This is a genomic window from Megasphaera intestinihominis, assembly GCF_040096415.1.
GTDB lineage: Bacteria > Bacillota > Negativicutes > Veillonellales > Megasphaeraceae > Megasphaera > Megasphaera intestinihominis.
Genome location: NZ_JBBMEU010000050.1, coordinates 1 through 15,869 on the forward strand (window position 1 = coordinate 1; position 15,869 = coordinate 15,869).

General features: G+C 42.4%; 16 protein-coding genes. 4 read left to right on the forward strand and 12 right to left on the reverse strand.

The annotated features are described in order from the left end of the window. Positions 1 to 702: 702 nt before the first annotated feature. The 3 genes from WMO23_RS08445 (at position 703) to WMO23_RS08455 (ending at position 1,684) form a co-directional block, all read left to right on the forward strand. On the forward strand, positions 703 to 945 hold the full coding sequence (locus tag WMO23_RS08445) for a zinc ribbon domain-containing protein (RefSeq protein WP_292107541.1): 243 nt from the start codon (positions 703 to 705) through the stop codon (positions 943 to 945). A 95-nt stretch (positions 946 to 1,040) separates the two neighbouring features. Beyond that, on the forward strand, positions 1,041 to 1,409 hold the full coding sequence (locus WMO23_RS08450; protein WP_302491178.1) for a type II toxin-antitoxin system RelE/ParE family toxin: 369 nt from the start codon (positions 1,041 to 1,043) through the stop codon (positions 1,407 to 1,409). Beyond that, positions 1,406 to 1,684: a helix-turn-helix domain-containing protein gene (locus tag WMO23_RS08455; RefSeq protein ID WP_292107537.1), complete on the forward strand. Its 279-nt coding sequence runs from the start codon at positions 1,406 to 1,408 to the stop codon at positions 1,682 to 1,684. The genes WMO23_RS08450 and WMO23_RS08455 overlap by 4 nt, the downstream gene beginning before the upstream one ends. 6 nt (positions 1,685 to 1,690) lie before the next feature. Here WMO23_RS08455 and WMO23_RS08460 read toward each other — a convergent pair whose 3' ends face one another. Then, positions 1,691 to 1,849, reverse strand: coding sequence for a terminase (locus WMO23_RS08460; protein WP_301877273.1), 159 nt, complete (start codon positions 1,847 to 1,849; stop codon positions 1,691 to 1,693). Positions 1,850 to 2,210: 361 nt separating this feature from the next. On the opposite strand from WMO23_RS08460, the gene WMO23_RS08465 reads away from it, so the two are divergent. After that, positions 2,211 to 2,846, forward strand: a complete 636-nt coding sequence (locus WMO23_RS08465; protein ID WP_301877261.1) for an SIMPL domain-containing protein — start codon at positions 2,211 to 2,213, stop codon at positions 2,844 to 2,846. A gap of 56 nt (positions 2,847 to 2,902) precedes the next feature. On the opposite strand, the gene WMO23_RS08470 is transcribed toward WMO23_RS08465, so the two are convergent. The 11 genes from WMO23_RS08470 to WMO23_RS08520 all read right to left on the reverse strand — a co-directional run bounded on the left by WMO23_RS08470 (position 2,903) and on the right by WMO23_RS08520 (position 15,764). Then, positions 2,903 to 3,322 (reverse strand): very short patch repair endonuclease, encoded by a 420-nt coding sequence (locus WMO23_RS08470; RefSeq protein WP_301877259.1) that lies wholly within the window; start codon positions 3,320 to 3,322, stop codon positions 2,903 to 2,905. A 22-nt stretch (positions 3,323 to 3,344) separates the two neighbouring features. Continuing rightward, positions 3,345 to 4,295, reverse strand: a complete 951-nt coding sequence (locus WMO23_RS08475; protein ID WP_301877258.1) for a PD-(D/E)XK motif protein — start codon at positions 4,293 to 4,295, stop codon at positions 3,345 to 3,347. Continuing rightward, a complete protein-coding gene (locus tag WMO23_RS08480) occupies positions 4,279 to 5,643 on the reverse strand; it encodes a DNA cytosine methyltransferase (RefSeq protein ID WP_301877256.1) in 1,365 nt (454 codons plus the stop codon). Before WMO23_RS08480 ends, WMO23_RS08475 begins: the two co-directional genes overlap by 17 nt. After that, on the reverse strand, positions 5,627 to 6,328 hold the full coding sequence (locus WMO23_RS08485; protein ID WP_301877254.1) for a DUF6339 family protein: 702 nt from the start codon (positions 6,326 to 6,328) through the stop codon (positions 5,627 to 5,629). Before WMO23_RS08485 ends, WMO23_RS08480 begins: the two co-directional genes overlap by 17 nt. Then, entirely contained in the window at positions 6,325 to 7,308 is a 984-nt protein-coding gene (locus WMO23_RS08490; protein WP_301877252.1) for a hypothetical protein, read from the reverse strand. The genes WMO23_RS08485 and WMO23_RS08490 overlap by 4 nt, the downstream gene beginning before the upstream one ends. Positions 7,309 to 7,323: 15 nt before the next feature. Continuing rightward, positions 7,324 to 9,324: a hypothetical protein gene (locus tag WMO23_RS08495; RefSeq protein ID WP_301877250.1), complete on the reverse strand. Its 2,001-nt coding sequence runs from the start codon at positions 9,322 to 9,324 to the stop codon at positions 7,324 to 7,326. 15 nt (positions 9,325 to 9,339) lie between these two features. Next, the gene (locus tag WMO23_RS08500) at positions 9,340 to 12,147 is read right to left on the reverse strand and encodes a Z1 domain-containing protein (RefSeq protein WP_349173779.1); all 2,808 of its coding nucleotides are present in this window, start codon (positions 12,145 to 12,147) and stop codon (positions 9,340 to 9,342) included. Positions 12,148 to 12,301: 154 nt separating this feature from the next. Next, positions 12,302 to 13,468 (reverse strand): type II restriction endonuclease, encoded by a 1,167-nt coding sequence (locus tag WMO23_RS08505; protein ID WP_349173780.1) that lies wholly within the window; start codon positions 13,466 to 13,468, stop codon positions 12,302 to 12,304. Beyond that, positions 13,449 to 14,621 (reverse strand): DNA (cytosine-5-)-methyltransferase, encoded by a 1,173-nt coding sequence (gene dcm, locus WMO23_RS08510; RefSeq protein ID WP_349173782.1) that lies wholly within the window; start codon positions 14,619 to 14,621, stop codon positions 13,449 to 13,451. The genes WMO23_RS08505 and dcm overlap by 20 nt, the downstream gene beginning before the upstream one ends. A gap of 194 nt (positions 14,622 to 14,815) precedes the next feature. After that, positions 14,816 to 15,394, reverse strand: a complete 579-nt coding sequence (locus tag WMO23_RS08515) for an RNA polymerase sigma factor (RefSeq protein ID WP_349173785.1) — start codon at positions 15,392 to 15,394, stop codon at positions 14,816 to 14,818. Between the two features lie 139 nt (positions 15,395 to 15,533). Next, positions 15,534 to 15,764: a DUF2922 domain-containing protein gene (locus WMO23_RS08520; RefSeq protein ID WP_292300832.1), complete on the reverse strand. Its 231-nt coding sequence runs from the start codon at positions 15,762 to 15,764 to the stop codon at positions 15,534 to 15,536. Positions 15,765 to 15,869 lie beyond the last annotated feature (105 nt).

Genomic DNA, 15,869 nt, shown 5'->3' on the forward strand with positions numbered 1-15,869 from the left:
GTCCCGCCGGTCGCAGTTCGCAGGCCGCCGGTCGCCTCGGACTCAAATGCCGCTGCGCGGCAACAGACCCAGAATAACGACATCGCCTCGAGTAACCCTCGACTCGTAAAAAATGCCCCAATCGGGGGCTGTTTTTTTTTTGCGAACTGCGACCGGCCACCTGCGAACTGCGTTCATTTCATGAATCTGTCGCGGCGCAATGCCGCATCTGAATCCGAGAGAAAGGCCGTTGTTCGTGGTTCGTGGCTCGTAAAAGCCTACCATTATACTCGAATGGGCTGTGACCGAATCTCACAGCGGGCCGCACAAGGCTCCCTTTATAGGGGAGCTGGCCGCCAAAGGCGGTCTGAGAGGTTAAAGGGCGGCCCCTACGCACAAGGCCATGGGCCGTGTATTTTTATGACCTGTGACTGCGTTTATTTCCATCGCCTGACTGCGATTCCGTAGGGGCCGTCCCAGAGCCTTTCTAGCCCGTCAGGTACAGGACCGGTTATCAGAACGGACAACAGCGTCGGGCGGCCCGCTACGCGCGGAGGGCTCATTTTGTTGCAGCCTTCTTTCTTTCCCATACCTAACACAATAGCTGGCATTTTTCCTTTTTGTGAAAAATTGCCAGCTCTCTGTTTTTAGACGCACTTTAAGACGCGCTACCTTGCAGACCGCTATGATACCATTGGCATTGAGGACATTAGCGTCAAAGCGATGGCAAAGCAGAAAAAAGGTGGCAAGTTCAGCTTTGGCAAATCCGTAACTGACAATGGCTGGAATATGTTCACGAACATGCTGGAGTACAAGCTTGCTTGGCAAGGTAAACAGCTTATCAAGATAGACAAGTGGTATCCAAGCAGCCAGCTGTGCCATGTTTGCGGATATCAGAACCACGAAACCAAGGACTTATCTGTAATGGAATGGAAAAGGGATATGCATGAAAACCTCCTGACATGAAATCAAAAAATGCAATGAATCGATGCTGCTTTGCCTCCCTTGCCTTTTGATAGCATTTATGCTATCATCTAAATAGGAACATAAAGGAGATCATGATGTACAAGATTGAATTTTATGAGAACCAGCACGGCGAATCAGAAGTCTGGGATTTTCTGGAAGCCCTGCGGGTGAAAAGCAAAAGCAGCAAGGATGCCCGTATCCAGTACAACCAGATTCTCTTCTACATCGACCTGCTCGCAAAAAACGGCACCAATCTGCCGGTCAATATCACCAAACATCTGGAAGAAGACATCTGGGAACTGCGTCCAGGAAACAACCGGGTCTTTTATTTTTACTATGACGAGAGCCAGTATGTACTGCTCCATCATTTCCGCAAAAAATCACAGAAAACACCGAACCGGGAAATCGCCCGTGCCAAAACGGAACGCGACGATTACATCCGCCAAAAGGAGGCAGAACAATGAGAACCTGGGAAGACTATAAGAATCATGTAAAGGCCGTCAGCGAAGAAGAACGCCGCAATATGGAAGAAATCGAAGAAGTAAGCGACATTGTTTCCTCCATCATCCGGCGGAGACAGGAACTGGGCATCAGCCAGCGCGCCCTTGCAGAGCGATGCGGCATCCCACAGTCCTCGGTAGCCCGTATCGAAACACTGAAGACAACGCCAAAGCTCGATACTCTCGTCAAGCTTATGCAGGCCCTCGACCTGAAACTCCAGGTGGCTGCAGCCGGCTGACAAAAATCAAAATGAAATAACGTCCCGTTCATCATAGACACTGCCGCTGCCAGTCCCATTGCGGACGCAGCGGTCCAGTGCCATGATGGACGCCACGATTCCGTCGATTTTTTCGACGGATTTTTCTTTGTCCGTTTTGATGTTCCCCGCCGGGTCCTGCCGCATCACCACGTTGCCCTTGAACCCCTGGCCGAACTGCACCATAGTGATTGACCGTGTTTTTTTGTGACCTGTGACTGCGTTCTTTCCCATCGCCTGACTGCGATTCCGTAGGGGCCGTCCCAGAGCTTTTCTAACCCATCAGGTACAGGACCGGTTATCAGAACGGACAACAGCGTCGGGCGGCCCGCTACGCGCGGAGGGCTTCCTGAAGCGTCGTTGTCAGTCTGAGTTTGTCGCGGCAAAGCCGCATCTGAATCCGAGCCAACCGCGGTCTATTTCTCCAAATTTTGAAAACGCAAGGAATTTTAGTATAATTTAGTTAGATTTTTCTTATGTTGTGGAATTTCACTGAGGAGGTTGTCTTATGGGAAAATTGACGATACGAGGCAAGGCTAGCATGAATTGCACCTATGACATGGTAACCCTTGAAATTGAATTCTTTAAAGATGGTAATACGGCCAATACGGCGATGGACGCAGTTTTGACACAGTGCGAATCCTTCTTATCCTATCTGGACAGCCAAGGTGTCCCTATAAATCAGATTTCTATGGAACAGGACGAAGTGGAACGGCAGTATGACGAAGATAATGAAGAATATTATTACACGGCTTCCAGAAAAATCGTAATCCGCATGAGTTTCGATATGCCCTTTATCAACATGATACTGGATCACGTCCGCCAGCAAAACTATGATATCGCTATCGAAAGTAGTTATAAATTATCAAATGAACGGGAAATCCACGATGAACTCATCAAACAGGCTGTCGCCAATTCTAAACATCGGGCAGAAGCCATCGCAGCTACGGTAGGAAAAAAAATCATTGGCATCAAATCGGTATCTATGGACTCGTATGGCGAAGATTCGATTCGTTATTGTGATATGCTGGCGCCTGATTCGCTAAGATATGAAAAGCCCAAATCCTTAGACCTCTCTAACCAGCTGGCCGCCAATTCAACGACAGAAAGTGAATCCGTCGACGTCGAATGGATCATTGACTAACTTTTTACCAAAATATAAGAACTGCCCGGTACTCAACGCCGGGCGGTTCTTATGTTTTATTGTTTATCCGGGATATACTGCAAAATCTGATTTATACAGTCATCCAGATGCTTCATCACATCAGATGACCAAAACCGCAGTACCAGCCATCCAGCTTCAGTCAGTGCATCATTGACTGCTTTATCCCGTTCTACATTATTTTTTAACTTCTTTTGCCAGAATTCTTTATTAGATGCGACCTGTTCTCCCGGACAATCCTGATGACCACGAGCGTGCCAAAAGTCACCATCGATAAAGACAGCAATTTTATAACGGGTTAATGCAATATCTGGCTTTCCCGGAAGATCCGCATAGTTCTTACGATAGTGAATTCCCCGTTGCCATAAAGCCTTACGCAGCATGACTTCTGGTCTGGTATTCTTCGCCCGGATATGAGACATGTTTTTATGACGCTGTTCTTTTGTCAGTACGTCCATATGGCACACCTCCGGTGTCTAATCAGAAGGTATATGTCAATGACCGATATGGCAGATTTTCTAAATCCACACTATAATCAATCCGTACAATCCCATCAGGCAGTTTTCCATTCACAAAACTATCATTAGTAATAGCTGGAAAATGGCTATCCACATCATATTCACGGATTTCGAGAATGGAAAATGTTTTCTGTCGTTCCAGACTTCCCGGCGGGAATCCCATTTTAGTCAGTACGTTGGAAATAGCAGAATTATCTTCCCCATGTTGTCCGAGTCGGGCTAACAAATTATTTACAGAAATACCCTTATCTGGATTTTCTTCAAGGCGACAGAATTCCAGCTTTTGAACTGCATCTTTTTTCATTACCGCCAACTGGAACTGGCCATGAACAGTAATCGTACTGCCATAGCGCTGTAATGTCGTTTTGACTTCATACGTTTCTTTACCCGTCATAAAATCAACCCGGCTCTTCTTATTTCCGGTCCAGCTGATTCCGTTTTTATGTTGCTGCAATAAATAATCGTAAATAATCAGCTCTCCCACAATAGAATAAATCTGCATATCTACACTGCGGTTCCCCACTATATGGCGCATACGGAACCACCAGTCTTTGGGATTGTTAACCAGATTACGTCTTTTTTCCCCGTTGATTCCAGGATCTATAAAGCCTGCACAAATACTTGCAAAATCACTTAATTCTTCTCTCGTAACCTCATTATGAACTACATACAAGAATAAAACGGCATATTTTTCCGAACCAATACGCATTTCTTTTACATATTCAATTTTAACCTCTGAAAATTGTGCATAAAACCCCTGCTCAAATACGGAATCACACGGAACCGCTGCCCCGATTTTTTCATTCGTATAAACCAGCCACGCCCTATAAGGACTTTCAAGACCAGGTATTTCTGAAGCAGTATTGCTACGCATTCCGGCAAACCGTGATCGGATATCATTTAGTGAAACCATACTTTTTCTCCTGTTCTTCCAGTAATTTTCTTAATACTTTACCAATTCCCTGCGCCATAAGCGGTGGCACAGAATTACCAATCTGCTTGAATGCATCCCCCATGGAACATGGAAAAACAAAATCATCGGGAAAGGATTGTAATCTTGCTGCTTCCCTTACAGATATACCTCTGGGTTCCCATGGATGAATATGGCTATAGGTGTCGAAAAATAAATGCGCTACCAATGTATGGGAAGGTTTGTTTCTATCCAGCTTTTTCCATTTTTCCAAAAACTTATCCCGGCTGTACGGAGGAACAATTTTTTTTCTTAACATTTTCCCTTCCGGACTTTCCGGAGATATATGCCGATTCTGGCATTCTGATTCAAAAAGCCTGTCAGCGATTGCAGAAGCACTGACAAAATTATCTCCTTCTTTCATCCGTGCAAAAATGGGGAAATCGCGCGGTGTATTTCTATATGAATTTCCTGTTACATATTCATCTGTATTTTCCCGCATGCGCTGTTGGTAGTCATTCTGCGGTTCCGTACTGTATGGTAATCCCATCATTACGGGATAGGACTGATATGATTTTGCAACAGCCGTCTGTAACTCCGGCAAATCCCCAATGGCTTCACCTACAGTAATCCAGGCCGGTCGTTTCCGGCGCCTTTTCAGTGGCATAATAAAATGAGGGTATTTCTGAAACTCTTTCAGTCCGACACCTGCATATAAATTATTGTATAGCAAGCCGGAGTACACAGGCCGGGGCATGATCGGTTCAAGATTTCCTTTTGCAGCAAATAATATCATGCGTTCCCGTATCTGAGGCACTCCATAATCAGCTGAATTCAGAATAGTCCAATATACCGTGTATCCATGTTTTTCAAGTACATCAGCCACATATTCAGGTACATTGATTTTACCAAATGAAACACACTGCCGGACATTTTCCATCACAGCTGCTCTTGCCCCCGTTCCAATAACGAAACGGAGATAATCTTCAAATAAATACCCACGTTTGTCATCAAGATAGGAATATTCATTTTTCACCAGCGAATTTAGTTTGCCACGACCAATCAAAGAATATGCCTGGCAGGGTGGTCCACCAATAATGACACAGCCATTTTTTCCTATCTTATCATTAAATATATGTTCATCCATCTGCGTAATATCCCCGCAGATATGCAAAGGCGGCAGTCCCTTTTTTATACTTAGATTCATATTAGCAGTTTTGACTGCGCTTTCCATTATTTCTATACCATGCGTAATTGAAAAACCTGCCTGTTGTATCCCCAGGGCCAGTCCTCCACAGCCCGAGAACAAATCAATTACTTCCGGCAATTTTACTTTAGCTAAAATACGCAAACAACTCCTTTACATATCCGGGAATTCCGCCGGAATATAAAGCTGGTTCTACATTTGTGGACCAGGCTGTATGTAATTTCATCACTTTGCGGAACAACGCTGCCTGATGAGCCGGCAAAGATCCGCCCGGATTGCTGAATTTATACATAATGGCCCGGTATACTTCCGGTTCATATCCTGTCTGACCGGAGCGTTCCACCAGATTTAAAATGGTATCTGTCGAATTTCCAAGCAGAATCTGTTTTGTTTCCTCTGCTGATCCCTGCCATGATAAATAGATATACCACCACAAACTTTTCAAATAAATGCGCTGTGTCTTTGTACAAAAATGGTCCAGCGGAAGCTGTTTTCCTTCTTTGTGCCAGCGGTCCATAATAATCTCAGGTGCAATGACAACACTGATATAACGCCATATATCAACATCAGCTGCCTCATATAACGTCATTTTAAAGGGAGATGTATTAAACAACGTGAACAAGCGGAGTCCGAAAGATAAATCTGTCCCATAATCCCGCCTTTCATTATTTTCGGTCAAGGCAGCTGCATAGGCATCGAACAGGGCTTCTTCTAATTTTTTTTCTTCCCCCTTTAGTTCTGCACGGTCCCGCATTGTCTTTCCGTATTCATCGAAATTTTCATGCAATATAGCAAGTGCCTGCGATTTATTTAATGCTTTCCATTTCACAATGCAACACCCTTTCCTGCCGGATTACGAATCATACTGCGAACAGACTTATGAAGATTTTCGATAGTATCGGTATCGATATCAAAGCAATCTTTCATATACTTTAAAGCCATCGCAATACTCCCCTCCTGAAAATCTTCTTCCATTGTCATTTCATTACTAAACTGATCGCGATAAAAATATCGGAAAATTCCTTCTAACGCAGAAGCAAGCAACTCTTTGAACAAAGGCGTATCATACTGCTCTCCACTTTTTAATTTGCCATAATCAGCATGTGCTTCATTCAATACAATCGCTACAAAATCTTCCGTAAAAGGATCTGACCACGGGGCGATATCTGTACCAAATTCCAGCCACCATAATTCTCTGCCCGGACTGGATACGGTAACAACAGGGAAAGCCGGCGCATCTCCATCAATGTGTATAACAAGAGGATTTACCAATTCTCCCAGAAGCGTACCCGCAAGAGATGCCTTTCCATACGCTGTCCGTAATCCTGGTTCCTTCAGATATAGCATAAAATGAATCAGCAATGTACCCGCCAGCAGACCGGCAGAAAATTTCTGGGTATACGTGACTTCGGTAGTACGCTCACCATGCCTCAAAGTTTGCAAAGAAATAGCACATCCTGAATCAACACAGCCTCGGATTCCCGTCTTATCAATCTGCCATAATGCAGCAATGCCTAATGTGCTGTCTTTGGTTGTCACGCCATCATTCTGAAATAACCCTTGTAAAGCTGCTGTATCGAATAATAACTTCTGACTAATATAACAATCGTATTTTCCTGAATCCCATGAATCAACATTATCTATAATATATTCATTGGCCTGACTATCACCAGCAGCCTTTAATTGTAACGGGCCGGCAGTTTCCGAGTGTATTCCAAACGAGCCTTCCGGAGTGCAATATTGACAGTTCAATGAAATCTTCTGATTTTCTGTTAACGTTTTGTAATTATGAAATACCTTTCTGCTCATTGATACCCTCCGTTCCTATCGTTTTTGTGCAAGTATGCTGATGCTGACAGTCTCTTCATGATACTGGAACCGGATTTGTCCTTCGATATGGAGTCTGCCTGGCTGGCTACAGGTTGATAAATCAAATTCTGCTCCATAAGCAGCAGCTCCGTTACTTGTATCTTTCAATGTTACCGGAATATTCTGTTGCCCGCATACAGCAGTACAGGATATCAATGTAACGGGAAATGGTTTTCCAAAATATTGTTCCCATTCAGATGCAGTCATAGCTGAAGACGAAGTATGGACTTTAAAGTATATAAAAGCTTTCTGCGTTCCCTTTTTCAAAGATAACTGATACCTGACCTGAACATAATTATCCCCGAATACCTGGTCAGATACGTTCAGCAAAATATCCCTGGCAGATGATGCCCGGCCTCCACCTGCTGATCCGCTTCCGTTTGTCCCGTTAGGCCGCCTGCCGTATCCGCGGGGAGGCAGAAACCGTTTTCCCAGAATTTTCTGAAGTCCCTTGTTATTGTTTCTCTCCTTACTTCCATCATCTTCTGATAATGCCGCTGCTATTTTTTTTGGTATCTGCTTGACTATTTTTTCGATTATTCTTCTTACTTTATTGTCATTATTACGGTCTTCCCAAGAATGATGGTCTGCATTTTCTGAACTACGGAGATATTCATCGAGAGTAATCGCTTCATCTTTTAATGTATTACAACCGTTGGGCTGGAAAAAGGCCAACAGATACGTTCCTGTCGGCTGGACAGGAATTCCCATTGTCCAGGCACTTCTCACTTCATAATCGATAATCATCCCGGCATGACGGCAATATGCAATAATAGCACGATTTCCCGCCGTATCATCTTCATCCGGCTTATTAATCAATATGTATGGTGCCAGCGTATTTTCCGGCGGAGTCATATCCAGTCCGGCAGCTGTTACCTGTTTCCATACAACAATACCAGCTTTACTACTGCCTGCAAACTCATTACGTAATACGATATCAGCACTATTTACTCCATCTGGCAGGGTAAACCGGGGATTTTCTATTTTTTTAGCTGATAAATTATATAACGTCTGCATTTCCTCAAAAAACCGGCAGGTTTCAGATTGTTTCACTGGCATGCCATTAACACGGAAATCGAGCCAGCATCCAAACGAATATTCTTTATTTTTCAAGCGCGGAAAATACCAGCGCTGGACGATTAATTTAACTATGCTTTCCAGTGTTTCACCATGCTCTTCAAAAGCAGTATCGGCATTCTTCAGCAATTTGTTTTTATCTATATAAGGGATGATAATGCACGTTCCGGTTTCTTCTCCCTTATATAAGGAAATACCAAAAATATCCATGACAGAATGAATTTCTTTCTCATCTGTTACGGGCATACTGGTACCATCATCCGGATTCACGCTTCCCCACCAGCAGATTCCGGTAGGCGTACCGCTTCGTTTCTGATATGTCATCAGCGTATAGGGAGCCGATGCATTTTCTACCAATGCTGCCGCCAGCCTTTCCTGATAGGATCCATTTTCCAAACGGATTCGTGAATAATACAATACAATTCCAATACCCACTCTGAAACATACGGTTTTCCCAATGCCCCATGACCCGCCTTTTCCTATATTTTCCTGACACTGTCCAAATTCATATATGAGTTTCCGCAAATTGCCAAACTGCCCGGCATCCGTTACATCACATTCCCGTAAGGGCCCTGTCAAGCCGGTCGTATAAGTATCTTTTACGGCGATAAAGTCGACGTTCCCTTCTCTGTAGTGTTGATTTAATTTACCGGTAATCCCTTCAAATATCTTATTTAACGGTCTGCAATCGCAATTTTTTATAATAAAATCAACCATGACTTTGTTTCCCGGATTTTCCGACAAACTGGCATCAAGGCTATTTTGTAAACATTCCCGGACAAGAAGGTCCAGTGCGGGTAGATTATCATTTTGGATGCTTCGTAATAAAAATTTACCATCTACACCCATGCTTTGGTGCTTTAAAATTGTTTGTTTCATATAATTCACACCTCATTAGTAACTATTGTCGTCTATATTTATTCTTACCCTGACACAATAGTCCTTATTCAGCCGCTGGCCGGGAATATGGATAGAAATACCTATGATATCGGCTTCGGCATGTAAAGGCTGCCGGACCTGACTCATCTTTTTCGTAGGTTGGGAATCTTTATCAATACAATATATGACAATAAGCGGTACCATATCTTTCCCATACTGTTTCCGGATTTCCATCTTTTCTTCGTCAGATAACCGGCGGCTGTCACTCCAATCTTTCAGGTCTGCATGCCATTCCGATGGATCAGACAAAGCTCCGATGCAGATATTCTGGGAATCTGCCGTATTCATACCGGATATTTTTCTGGTACGGCTTATTTTGCCAACACCATTCCATTGATGGGCATTGTCAGATTTTTTCCCGGCTAACACGACATCCCAGTCCTTCATTTTATGGGCGTCATCAATAGCATCGTACCAATTTTTAAAATCACGGATATTCATCGTCTGGCTGAATGGCCATTGGATATATTTCAATAACTGACTCCATATAACATCAAATGAAACATTTTCCCATACAATCCGGGTTCCATCCTTTTTAAAGGAACAATCGGGAAGTTTTTTTATAAAGGAATCCGCCACTTCAAGCTGTTGTTCCAACAGCCGTTTATCATTGATAAAATTAAAAGTCTGGAGATTTGCACCTGAAAAATCCATCATTGCATCAACCACACTTTGAGATTTATTTTTACTGGTCAGCAGCATACGGATAGCCGACGGCGTTTGTAAAATCAACGGTCCGCATTCTGTCGGAGTCGTTACCCCCTGATATTTATACAAATCTTTCCGCAACTCTTTATCCAGCCGCGTCAAAAACTCAAACTGTCTCTGTGCCATTTTGGTCAGCCATATACGGGGCAGTAATTCATACCCTTTTCTAAAGCCAAACCAGCGCGCCATCTGCATCAGACTATCTGCTTGTTTTACTTCTCTGGAAAAATATGTACAAACAAGTCCTTCCAGGGTCAGCCCCCGTGAAAGAGTATTCCCGCCTATAACCAGGAATGCCGGGGCAAAACCGTCATAATCTGAATCTCTTTCCGGATAAATAAGGCGTACATGAGAAGAATAATCCGGTTCTCCATCAATAATTTCATCATTTTTACAATTATCTATGCAAATATGGATACCTTTTTTAAAAATGAGCGCTCCTTCACAATCCATTTCTATATGACTGATATCCTGTTTTAAATCTTTCAGGTGGGTAATTAACGTGTCAAATGCCGGATAATCCTTTATATCCCGTTCTATATCAACACCAGAATAACAGCCATAATCAGGCCAGCAGGATTTAAAAATATCTTTCGTCAGCTGGGCAGTCTGACTGACATAAACTTCCCGGCATATAGAAAGAAAAGCTTCTGTATCTATATGATTAAGCCAGTCCCTGATGGATATCCCAAGACCCAAATGTTTTTCTGTACGCATGGAATGATGTACCAGCATAGTAACCGGTTTTTTATATTCCCATACCCGCTGTATAGCTACAGCATCGCAGAACCAGGCAATTGCCTGCTTCAAACTTTCCGGTAAATTTTCAGACGGGGCAGCACACAAGTCCTCCAGTTGCGCTATATCTCCATCAGGCCCATCGGTTTCAGACGTGTTATACTGACCTGAAATCACATTAAGAACTGGTAACCCATTTGTACTACCAAATATCTGTTCTGGCCCGAAATAAAGATCCGGGGGATTCAGTACAGAAATAAAATCTTTGGGATAAAGTGTCTCCATGCCGGCCTCATTAAGGAAATTACCATATGGTGTCGCTGTATAGCAGACATAATTCATTGCTTTATATGGAACCTGTATGGTGTCTTTTTCATTGGCTGACAATTTTGATTTTTCACTCTCATCCGTATTATTCACGATATTACGGATACACTGATTGATAGCCGTCCTTTTCTTTTCATCATTAATATCACCTGTATTAATACTTGCCTGATCGGCTTCATCGTCTATAATGAGTATACGCAGATTTCTCTTCTTATTGGCATCTGAATTAAGCCATTTATGCAACGCTCTCAGACGACTTATATTTTTCAGGCAGCAAATGACATACCGTATCCTGTTATCGTTTAGATCAAGATCTGATAATTTCGTATCATTCGTCTTGGAACCAGGTTTTTCCAGAAATGTCCATGTAACATTTCCATTTTTTAAATCCCGTTTGAAACGCTCTCTTGTCTGTATACGCAAATTTTCAATAGTACCGGTCAATATAATAAATAAATTCCAGCCATAATCAGCTGCCATAGAAATCAAGCCAGCCATATTAGCAGTCTTACCGGATTGTACATTCCCGACAATAAGTCCTTTAACAGCATTTCCATCTTCCTGTGTATCGTCATTTAAAAAGTTCAATGTATCAAGTACACTCTTTTCAATGTTCATCACAGCAGGAAGTGAAAATCCATCATCTTCCAACAGATGATTTTTGTATTTCTGCCAGGCAGTTTGCACGCCCTTTGGTACAGTCCTGTCACTAACACCAGCTATAGAAGGCTCCGAAGGAATAATACAGGATTTAGAATTTTCCCATAATGTATAATAATAATTTACAAATTCTTTCCATTCATCTACACTAAATTCTGGCCAGTCATCCTCATCCACTCTATTTTCAAGAAATTTATTAAGTTCTTCATCATTTTGTTTGCCGGCCATTTCCAATTTTTCTAATGAATATCCTTTTTTCTTATTTTTGTACTTTTTTTCCAGCCATGCTGAACATTCTTCAAAAGCTTTATCTGAATAGTCATTTTGCATAATTAACCTCCAGTACGTTTCTTTCCCTTCAAGTACGAATATCATCTAGTTATAAATGTATTATATCATACTATTAATACTTTCATACAATAAGTCAACAACACATCAAAAAACAGAAAAAACAGAGCTTTTAAAAGCCCTGTTTTTTGATGAATCATTGTGTTTTTTCATGTACAAATTGCATGAAAGTTTTTAAATCAAAAATAGAATCTCTAAATTCCGGCGGATATTCATTGATATAGGGACGGGGTACAACAAGTACCACTCGTTCACTCTGCATTTCTTTCAGCTGCTGCACCGTAATTCCCCGCTGAAGGGTACAGAGATATTTTATATTGACTCTGTCTGCTTCCGTTACTACCTGGCGCCAGCGATCTTTACAGGTGGTCTTAGCGCCCAGTACAATAAGTTTGCTGGCATCGTAAGATAAATCATGATATGCGTCTTTACCTGGAAATACAAAATCTGGTTTTTTATTCTGTTCAGTCCGCACCTGTTCATCAAATATCAAATGATTCCGGGTAAACAAATAAGATAACTGATGTTCCAGTGATTTTCCGGCACGGCTTTTCCTGCGGTTCAGAACGGAGTTTGCTGTTTCGATAAAATCTTGCATGGTAGGAAAGCCGTTTTTAATGTACGCCCCAAAAAATTTATCCTCTACATTACGGAAAAGTTCATATTCCATATTGATCCATGCCAACAGCTGCTCATCTGGTTTCTTCCAAATATTTTCTTCATGATCGTATACAGCCTCATATATATTGCGCGCTTCCTCTGACATTATTTCCGAAACTGGAAATTTTGTAAGCCCGCTCAGGAACTCTTTAAAAATATCATTTTTTCGCTGTTCATCTGTCCGGGCTAATGTAATCAGACTGTTTGTTTCGGCCGGCCCCAGGCCATAGTAATCAAGGAAGGCATTTATATCATCTTCCTGGGATAGCTCATATGCTGAATAGTCCTGTGCATCCCATTGCACCAGCACAAATAAGTCACCCGTATGTTCATGATTCAGCAATTCAAACCCTCTGCCAAATTTTGTTATTCTGTACTCGTTACGGGATCCATGTCCATAATAAGTAATGACGCTTTCCGTTGTAAAATCGTCCTGCCATTTTATCTTTACATTTTTCTTTTTATTTTCTCCGCGGACGCAGGGTGTATCAAATAAAATAGAAATGGCATTTTTGGCAATATATATCCCCGACTGATGACCTCCTGTCAACCCCGTATCATTGGCAGATAAAAATTTGCAATAGGCTCTTTTCCCTTTATTGACAGCTTCAATAGCTTGTCTGCTATAACTTATGTGTCCCATTAGAATTCTCCCCCCCTTCTGCTTTTTTATCCAGCTCTTCTACTTTTTCAATAATTTTTCCTGCTATAGCTGTGACTAAAGGTACAACAACAGAATTACCAAACTGCTTATATGCTCTGGTATCAGATACCGTAATTTTAAAATCATCAGGATATCCCTGCAATCTGGCACATTCACGCGGAGTCAGGCGGCGAGGATTTTTGCCTGCCCCCTGATTAATCAGAATTTCAGAACCATCCTTATAATATCGGGCACTGAGAGTACGGGTAACACCATCAAAATCAGGCATACCATAACCAAACCCATTTCCCTTGGCCTTATGCTTGGCAGCATAGTTTTGCAAATAAGACCAAAGCTTATCTGAAAGCGTATACTTTTCATCCACTTCTGTTTCCAAAATATCCCGGAGTACCGGTTTCTTTTTTGGCTTCTGATCTTCTAAATCAAATTGAAAATCATAAAAATTGCCATACCGTTTTCTATCAAATCCAACAATGAAAATACGTTCCCGGTGTTGTGGTACAAATCCCTGCCCATCAATAATCTGAGGGAAAATTTCATAATCAAGTTGGTTTAGTGATTCCTGAATAACACGCCAAGTATTTCCATGGTCATGACTTTTTAAATTCTTGACATTTTCCAACAAAAAAGCTTTAGGCCGTTTGGCTTCCAAAATACGGCAGACATCAAAGAAAAGCGTTCCCTGTGTTTTATCCTGAAACCCAGTTGCACGACCAAGGCTATTTTTCTTGGATACACCGGCAATACTAAAAGGCTGACAGGGAAAACCTGCCACGAGAATATCATGATCCGGTACTTCGTTCGCATCTATTTTGGTAATATCACCTTGGGGAAGAACATCAAAATTATCAAAATATGTTTTCTGTGCATACTTATCCCATTCACTGGAAAAAACGCAAACTCCCCCCTGACGATTAAAGGCGATTCTCATTCCACCAATACCGGCAAATAGATCAATAAAAGTAAACTTTCCCTTTCTATTTTCAGGCTTTTGATTTTTTGCCATCATAGCTACCAGGGATTCCGTCAATACGTACTGTATACTTTTTCCTTCATCTTTAGCAAATTCTTTAAGCTTATTATACAAATGCTCGTCTAATTTTAAATTAATCTGTTTATTTGACTGTTTCATTCCGCACCTCCCTGTTTTTTTAGCTAGGACAAATAATATATCATTTTATTCCCCTATTATAACAAGTTCAGAACATATGTGTCAATCATATTAAAGTACCATGATAGCCGTAGCAGGGCAATTTATCCCCGGGTTCACGCCATTTTCCGCACAAAAAAAGACGCCGTCATTAAAGACAGCGCCTTTGCCTGTTATTAATCCTGCAATTCAGCCAGCTTGACACGCAATTTGGCCAGGCCCCGTTTGGCCGTCCGCCGGATGAGGCTTTCGTCCCGATGGTAGATGCGGCCTATTTCCCGATAGGAATGGCCTTGAAAAAAATGAAGGACGATGAAATGCCTTTCTTTTTCAGACAAGTCGTCCAAGGCTTCTTGAATCAGCCTGTGTACGTCTTTTTCGACACAGCGATATTCGGGACACTGCGACAATGGCGCCATGCAGTCGACAGGCAAATCCGTGACTTCCGCGTTATGGATGATGTTCTTCTGTATCCGCTGGTCATATTTTTCCTTGTGGTAACCTTCCCGTTCAAAGGTATTGTGAATACAGGCCATCATCTGCCGTTCGACGTTGCCCGGCTTGGTCAGGTCAAATTCAAAAATACATCGACACGCCGCAGCATGAGCCGTCGAGATGGCTTCTTCGATGGATTGATAATAACTATTATACTTTTTGACCTGTTTCTTGATGAGCGGTGAAAATTGTCCCAACAAAAACAGGGTCGCTTCGTGATTTCCGTTCTGTGCTTCGCGCACGCAGTGTCGCAATGTCATGGTCACGTAATCCTCTCCTTACCTTAAAATCAAATTAAGACCTCTTTTCTTCATTTATCTTAACAAATTTCATTCTTTCACAAAACGCGAAAATACCCTGGGCCGATATGCGGCCCAAGGCATCTCTATTCGGTTACGCTTATTCGAGCGTTTCGACTTTACGGGTTACGATTTGGCTCGACTTGAGACCGGTCAGATTGCCGCCTTCGGTCGTAGCAAAAATCTTGCTGTCGACGATGGTCTGCGCGGCTGTATCGACGGTTTCTTTCGTCAAATCAGATTTCGGATTGGAAATGGAGTAGCTGACATTTTTGCTGGCTCCGTCCACAAATGTAAGCTGTAACGTTTTCGTTTCCGATTTAATAGCCATGGTAATTCCTCCTTTCTTTGGTATTGTAAGAAGAGCAACCTCTCCGGCCCTTCGGGCCACCTCCAGCTCAGCTCTCCGTTTTGGCAACCGCCCTGTGCTTCCCTG